The following is a 7,363-nucleotide window of genomic DNA, read 5'->3' on the forward strand; positions in this document are numbered from 1 at the left end:
CCCTGTTGCTACATAATGTTTCAAAGTTGTGGCTCCTTTCCTATATATGAGATTTTAAGTATATGGAATAAATGTCAAGAAATTGTGGAGAGGTATGCATAATGTAGATTAGATGGGCACTAGTAAGGGGGGATTTTCCTTTTTCTATGAGTACTATTAATTGACGAAAAATTGTAACAATAATAAAATGAATTGATTAGATCATTAGTTTTTTAATCATACATAGAACGCTAGGGGGATTATCATGAAATCAACATTTTTTGCTCAAAATAGAGAACGATTAGCAAACACATTACCAGAGGGATCTATTACGATTTTATTTGCGGGACAAGCACCGCATATGTCAGCTGATGCACATTATAAATTTGTACCGAATCGTAATTTTTACTACTTAACGGGAATCGATGAACCAAATGTTATTTTTATGCTGAAAAAGGTTGGAAGTAGTGTTGAAGAAACACTTTTCATTGAAAAGGCAGATCCAGTAATGGAAAAATGGGTCGGTAAAACAGTTTCTAACGAAGAAGCAGAGAAAATTTCAGGTATAAAGAAAGTTATATATTTAGATAGCTTTGAAAAGACAATGTCAAATATACTTTTTACAGAAAATGCGAAGCATCTATATTTAGATATAGAACGTCGTGATTGGAATGGTACGGAGACAAAAACATTAGCATTTGCTAAACATGTAAGAGAAAAATACCCACACGTAACAATTGGTAATGTATATCCGAACATTTGTGAATTACGAGTATTTAAAACAGAGGAAGAAATTGAAATTATTAAAGAAGCGATTGCTATAACGAAAGACGGTATTTACAACGTACTTAAGCATGCAAAAGCAGGCATGATGGAGTATGAATTAGAAGCACAATTTGATTTTACACTGAAGTCATCTGGCATTAAGTACCATGCGTTCAATACAATTTTGGCGAGTGGGAAAAATGCTACAGTTCTTCATTATGAAGATAATGATGCACAAATTCAAAATGGTGACTTAGTATTACTAGATTTAGGTGCTCAAAAAGACTACTATAACGCTGATATTAGTTATACATTCCCGGCAAATGGAACATTCTCTAGTCGCCAAAAACAAATTTATAATATTGTATTAAAAGCATTAAAAGAAACAACAGAGATTATTAAGCCAGGATTAAAGTTCGCTGCATTAAATGAGCATACAAAAAAGGTACTGGCAGAAGAGTGTAAAGCAATTGGTTTAATTCAAGAAGATGAAGAGTTATCAAAATACTATTATCATGGTGTCAGCCATTTCCTTGGTTTAGATACACATGATGTAGGAACATATAAAGATAGAGTGTTAGAAGAAGGTATGGTTATAACAATTGAACCTGGTCTTTATATTGAAGGAGAATCAATTGGAATTCGTATTGAAGATGACATTCTTGTAACGAAAGACGGGTATGAAAACTTGTCAAAAGATATCATTAGGGAAGTTGAAGAAATTGAAGAATTTATGAGTGTAAATAATGAACATGTAAAAGGAAACCAAGCTGTAGCTAAATAATAAAAGAGTCATCACTAATTTATTTGAACTTTATCTCGAATCGTGGACAATTAAAAAATCCATGATTCGGGATAGGGTTCTTTTCTTCGAAATACTAATCTTTAATTATTAATCCTAATAAAGTAGCAAACTGAACAGCTTGATATGTCGATACTTTACATCCTCTTAAATCGCTCACTGAAACTGTAAGTGTATCAAAGGTAGAAGAACTAATATCTATCCCCTTCAGTGATGTCTGATCAAAATTAGCTTCATCAAGACTACATAATTGGAATTCAACTTTTTTAAGTTTACAGTCAAAAAAATCTGCATTATTTAATGAAGTTTCATTGAAGATGATTTTTTCTAGTTTAGAATTTCCAAATGCCGCTAAATTCAAAATTGAATTCTCAAATTTAACATTTCCTAAGCTAGATTCTGTGAAATTTACTCCGATTAATTTACTGTTTTTAAATTCGACTCTGTGAACAGAAGAATTGCTTAAATTAACATTTGATAAATCACAGTTTTCAAAACAAACATCTGTAATATCAATATTGCTAAAGTCTGTATTAGTAAACTTACAGTTTTTTATCACCGCATCATATAACCGCACTCTATCTACAGATTCATTTTCGAAAGTGGAGTCTATAATTTCACACACTTCCAATGTTGGATCTTCTTCATAAAAAATATCTTGAAAATTCTTTGAAGATAACTCTGGTGAAATTTTTGGTCTATCAATTTTCATCGTATATCAATCCTCTTCTATTTGATATATTTGTGTAATTTGAGTCCATTGTCTGTGAGGAACATTAGTTCTTATTATACAAAAATCTAAGTTCTTTTGTGAAGAGCATTTTAGCTACATTTTTCTTATTTAATAATAGCAGTGTTATTGTTTCTTAAGAAATAACGTCAAAACAAATACGAGAACGGCTAATGTAGTCGCTACAAGGAAAGCATTTTGTATTACTAAAATATTCGTCTCTTATAATGTCTCTGCTTTTAGTAATTTTCCAATTAGCTTACGTAAGATCTAATTACATCTCCTTATTTTCTTGAAAATCAACTTCTATAATGATTTTGAAAAAGAATAAGGAGGGATTGTCCATGAAGCGAGTTGTATTAGCAGCCGTTACTGTCTCTGTAATATTTTTAATTGCTGCCTGTTCTGTGACGACAAATACAACAAATGATCATAAAAATATGAATGATAACAAAACACTACAGACTGAAACAGCTACAACACCATTGAAGGTTGAAAAAGGGCCAGAAGTTACTTTAATAGCGAAAGAAGAAAAGCAAAAATTAAGTAACGGTGTTATTGTTCCAGTCTGGACATTTAATGGCTCATCTCCTGGTCCAGAAATTCGGGTGAAAAAAGGTGAAAAGGTGAAAGTGACATTAAAAAATGAATTATCTGCACCAGTATCTATTCATTGGCATGGATATCCTGTCCCAAATAACATGGATGGAATTCCGGGCGTGACACAAGATGCAGTTGAACCAGGAAAAAGTTTCACTTACGAATTTGAAGCGAACGTACCAGGAACGTACTGGTATCACTCGCATCAAGATTCTGTAAATCAATTAGATAGAGGTTTGTATGGAGCGCTCATTGTAGAGGATACAAAGGAAAAATATGATAAAGATTACACATTACTGTTGGATGAATGGGTTACAGATAAAGAAGAAATTAAAAAGCAGTTAAAAGAAATGACAAAAGGGCAAATAGGTAATAAATCTAAAGGTGATGAAAATACGAAAAAGAATGATGATAAGAACGGCATGGATCATTCTGGTATGGACATGGGCAGTGATCAAAAAGACTCTGGCAATATGGCAGGAATGGACCATGGAAATATGAAGATGGAAGGTCATGATATGAGTATGTATGATTTATTCACAATCAATGGAAAAAGCGGTGATTTAGTAGTGCCATTGAAAGTGAATAAGGGAGATAAAGTTCGTCTTCGACTTGTTAATGCTGGTTATCTATCACATGATATACATGTTCACGGTCATGATATAAAAGTAATTGCGACAGATGGTCAACCAATAAACAATCCAAAAGTTATAAAGGATAAAGTAATTTCAATCGCACCGGGTGAACGTTATGATATTGAATTTACTGCTAATAATCCTGGGAAGTGGTATGTTGAGGACCATTCAAAAAATAAAGGTGCAAAAGGAATGAAAGCTGTTATTGAGTATGATGGCAGCAAAGAGATGAAAGATAAAACAGATGAAAAGGGAAAATTAGCGAAATTCGATATGACGAAATATGGTGCTAAAAAATTAGGTAGTTTCACGTTAAATCAAGAGTATACTGCCACATATAATATGGACTTAAATACGCAAATGAATGAAAATGAAATGGTATATACAATTAACGGAAAGGTATTTCCGGATATTGACCCAATTCAAGTGAAAAAGGGTGATTTAGTAAAAGTGAAATTGGTAAATCGTTCTAAAATGGATGATCACCCAATGCATTTACATGGTCACTTCTTCCAGGTGTTGAGTAAAGATGGAAAACCGGTAGAAGGTTCTCCAATTGTAAAAGATACATTGAACTTAAAACCAGGAGAAGAATATGAAGTAGCCTTTGTAGCAGACAATCCCGGTGAGTGGATGTTCCACTGTCACGACCTACATCATGCTTCAGCAGGGATGGTAACGGAAGTGAACTATACAGATTATAAATCTGACTATGTTCCAAACCAAAACATTCCTAATAAGCCAGAATAATAGGAAGCAGTTATCCTATGGATAGCTGCTTATTCATTTTTGTTGCAAGTACTAATGTATATGTTGATTATGCCCAGGTGAAGGTGAAGGTGCAGGAGTATGATCTGGGAATGTCGCGAATACGGCAACGATAATTACTACACTAATTGAAAGGAATAACAAAAAACGACGTTGGATAAAAGTAGAAAAGTTCTCCGATAACAATTGAATCACACAGGACATAGTAATCGTTATAGTAAGTAAAAGGCTAATGAACAATATACTATGAGCTTGTTGAGCGTTTAACATTTCTGTAATCATTGCTCCCATCATACTTGCCATTAATCCAGAGAACATTCCTTCTAAAGCAGTATATAGGTGAAAACGTAGACCCACTAAAAAACCGATAAAACCACTAATTAAAATAGCAAGTAAAGTAGAATATAGTAATTCCCCCTTAAAGAGAATGCCTAAATAAAAACCAATACTTAAACCGATACTCATACTAAAAGACATAATAAATACCATATACTCCATTAGGGTACCCTTACGTTTAGAAATATTGGATACAATAAGAATTGAGGTACAGCAAAGTGTTAAGGTAGTTAACGTATAAGCAAACATTATGATACCTCCTTGTCCTATCGTTCATTTCATCATATGTGTACTTATGATAATTTATATCTGCATATTATCTGCACAATTTCATAGATGTAAGCAAAGGAACGCTTGATTTTTTAGGGCGTCTTTTTTAATTGTAAGCATGTGAAAGAAATTGTTATATTATGAGTTTCTATTGTGAAGCCATAAAGAATAAGCGTATAATATTATAGGTCTCACATTTGCGAGACAAACCGCGAATGATAAATAAGATTGTTGTTTTATCATCGCTTCTAAACATATAGACAATGAAAGTAACACTGGAATACAGATAGGGAGTTATAAAATGAAATTAATTATTGCCGAGAAACCAGATCAAGGGTTGGCTCTTGTTTCACAGTTTAAATATCGCCGGAAAGATGGATATTTAGAAGTAGAAGCAAATGAGTTATTTCCAAATGGAGCGTACTGTACATGGGCAATTGGTCATTTGACGCAGTTATGTAATCCAGAGCATTATCACGCAGAGTGGAAAAAATGGTCACTTAATACATTACCGATGATTCCAGAGCGTTTTCAATTTGAAGTAACAAAGTCAAAGTATAAGCAATTTAACGTTGTGAAACAGCTGTTACATAATCCACAGGTAACAGAAATTATTCACGCAGGCGATGCTGGGCGTGAAGGGGAACTAATCGTACGAAATATTATTAATCTTTGTAATGTGCAAAAGCCGATGAAGCGTCTATGGATTTCGTCTTTAACGAAGCAAGCTATTTATCAAGGGTTTAAAAATTTACTTGATGAATCAGATACAATTAATACGTATTACGAAGCATACACAAGATCTTGTGCTGACTGGGTTGTTGGTATGAATGCATCACGTGTGTTTAGTATTTTGCTAAAGAAAAAAGGAATGAATGATGTATTTTCTGCTGGTCGTGTCCAAACACCAACGTTAGCATTGATTGTAAAGCGTGAGAAAGAAATTGAAAACTTTAAGTCAGAGCCTTTCTGGGAAGTGTTTGCAACCTTTAATATAGAAGGAAAGAAATATGACGGGAAATGGGAGAAGGATAATGAATCCCGCTTAAAAGACCCTGATATGGCGAATAAAATTGCGGCATTTTGCCAAGGGAAACCGGCTGTTGTGAAGGAAATGAAAACGGAGCGTAAAGAGTTTCAGCCGCCGCTTTTATTCAACTTATCATCACTGCAAGCAACGGCAAATAAAGCCTTTAAGTTTTCACCGAAAAAGACGCTTGATATAACGCAAGCACTCTATCAAAAAGGGATTGTTTCTTATCCACGTTCAGATTCTAACTATGTTACACAAGGAGAAGCAGCGACGTTCCCTGATATTTTACAGAAGTTAAGTCAATTTGATGAATATAAAGGCTTATTACCGGCGCCAATTGAATCCATTATGAACAATAAGCGTTATGTGAATGAAAAGAAAGTAACAGATCACTACGCAATTATTCCGACAGAGCAAGTTACAAACCCAAGCAGACTATCAGGTGATGAAAAGAAAATATACGATATGATCGTAAGAAGGCTTATTGCAGCTCATTATGAAGTTGCAATCTTTGACTATACAACGATTGTAACGCTTGTAGATGAACGTGCTGAATTCATTTCAAAAGGAAAACAGCAAATTCAAGAAGGTTGGCGTAAAGTTATTTTCCAAGACGATAAAGATGACGAAACCATTCTTCCAATTGTAGCTGAAGGTGAAGAAGGAAAAGTTGTAAAGGTGAAAGTGAAAGAAGGAAAAACACAGCCACCGAAGCGTTATACAGAAGGACAACTTATTACGTTAATGAAAACAGCCGGTAAGTATTTAGAGAATGAAGAGCTAGAGAAGGTATTGAAGAAAACAGAAGGTTTAGGTACGGAAGCGACCCGCGCGGGTATTATTACGATGCTGAAAGACCGTAAATATATAGATGTAAAGAAAAACCAAGTGTATGCGACTGATAAAGGAAAAGTATTAATTACCGCAATTGGTGACAAAATACTAGCTTCACCGGAAATGACTGCGAAATGGGAACAACGTCTTGCGGAAATTGGTGAAGGTACAGCTTCACCAGCTACATTTATGGAACAGACGAAAAAGCTATCAGCTAAAATTATTGAAGACGCAGTGGAAATGTCTGAGAAGTGGGATTTCACGGGACTACATGTTGAATCGATTGAACGAAAAGGATCGAAATTTACAACGGGTAAAAAGGTTGGTAGCTGTAAAAAATGTGATGGCGATGTAATTGATAAGTCAACGTTTTACGGTTGTTCTAACTATAATACAACGCAATGTGATTTCACCATTTCAAAGAAGATATTAAGCAAAACAATTTCGCAAAAGAATATGACAAAGCTCTTAAAAGGTGAAAAGACTGATTTAATTAAAGGCTTTAAAAAGGGCGAGAAAACGTTTGATGCGAAATTAGAGTGGAAAGATAATAAGATTAATTTTGTATTTGAGAATTAATTTGTTAAAAGAGCATGACATAAAACTGTAAC

At 34.0% G+C, this 7,363-nt stretch carries 5 protein-coding genes; 3 read left to right on the forward strand and 2 right to left on the reverse strand.

Translation table 11 applies throughout. From position 1 onward, the window contains the following. The first annotated feature begins 244 nt into the window (after positions 1-244). On the forward strand, positions 245-1,528 hold the full coding sequence (locus tag ABWK52_RS25240) for an aminopeptidase P family protein (RefSeq protein WP_087968050.1): 1,284 nt from the start codon (positions 245-247) through the stop codon (positions 1,526-1,528). Positions 1,529-1,622: 94 nt separating this feature from the next. Here the strand turns inward: ABWK52_RS25240 and ABWK52_RS25245 are convergent, their stop codons facing one another. Next, positions 1,623-2,258, reverse strand: coding sequence for a pentapeptide repeat-containing protein (locus ABWK52_RS25245; RefSeq protein WP_000687271.1), 636 nt, complete (start codon positions 2,256-2,258; stop codon positions 1,623-1,625). Positions 2,259-2,620: 362 nt separating this feature from the next. Here ABWK52_RS25245 and ABWK52_RS25250 point away from each other — a divergent pair, with 362 nt between their 5' ends. After that, positions 2,621-4,261, forward strand: coding sequence for a multicopper oxidase family protein (locus ABWK52_RS25250; RefSeq protein WP_087968047.1), 1,641 nt, complete (start codon positions 2,621-2,623; stop codon positions 4,259-4,261). A gap of 51 nt (positions 4,262-4,312) precedes the next feature. Here ABWK52_RS25250 and ABWK52_RS25255 read toward each other — a convergent pair whose 3' ends face one another. Then, on the reverse strand, positions 4,313-4,864 hold the full coding sequence (locus ABWK52_RS25255) for a hypothetical protein (protein WP_087968045.1): 552 nt from the start codon (positions 4,862-4,864) through the stop codon (positions 4,313-4,315). Between the two features lie 322 nt (positions 4,865-5,186). Here ABWK52_RS25255 and topB point away from each other — a divergent pair, with 322 nt between their 5' ends. Further along, a complete protein-coding gene (gene topB / locus ABWK52_RS25260) occupies positions 5,187-7,331 on the forward strand; it encodes a DNA topoisomerase III (protein ID WP_000766766.1) in 2,145 nt (714 codons plus the stop codon). Positions 7,332-7,363 lie beyond the last annotated feature (32 nt).

The organism is Bacillus sp. AP50 (assembly GCF_040492675.1).
GTDB lineage: Bacteria > Bacillota > Bacilli > Bacillales > Bacillaceae_G > Bacillus_A > Bacillus_A cereus.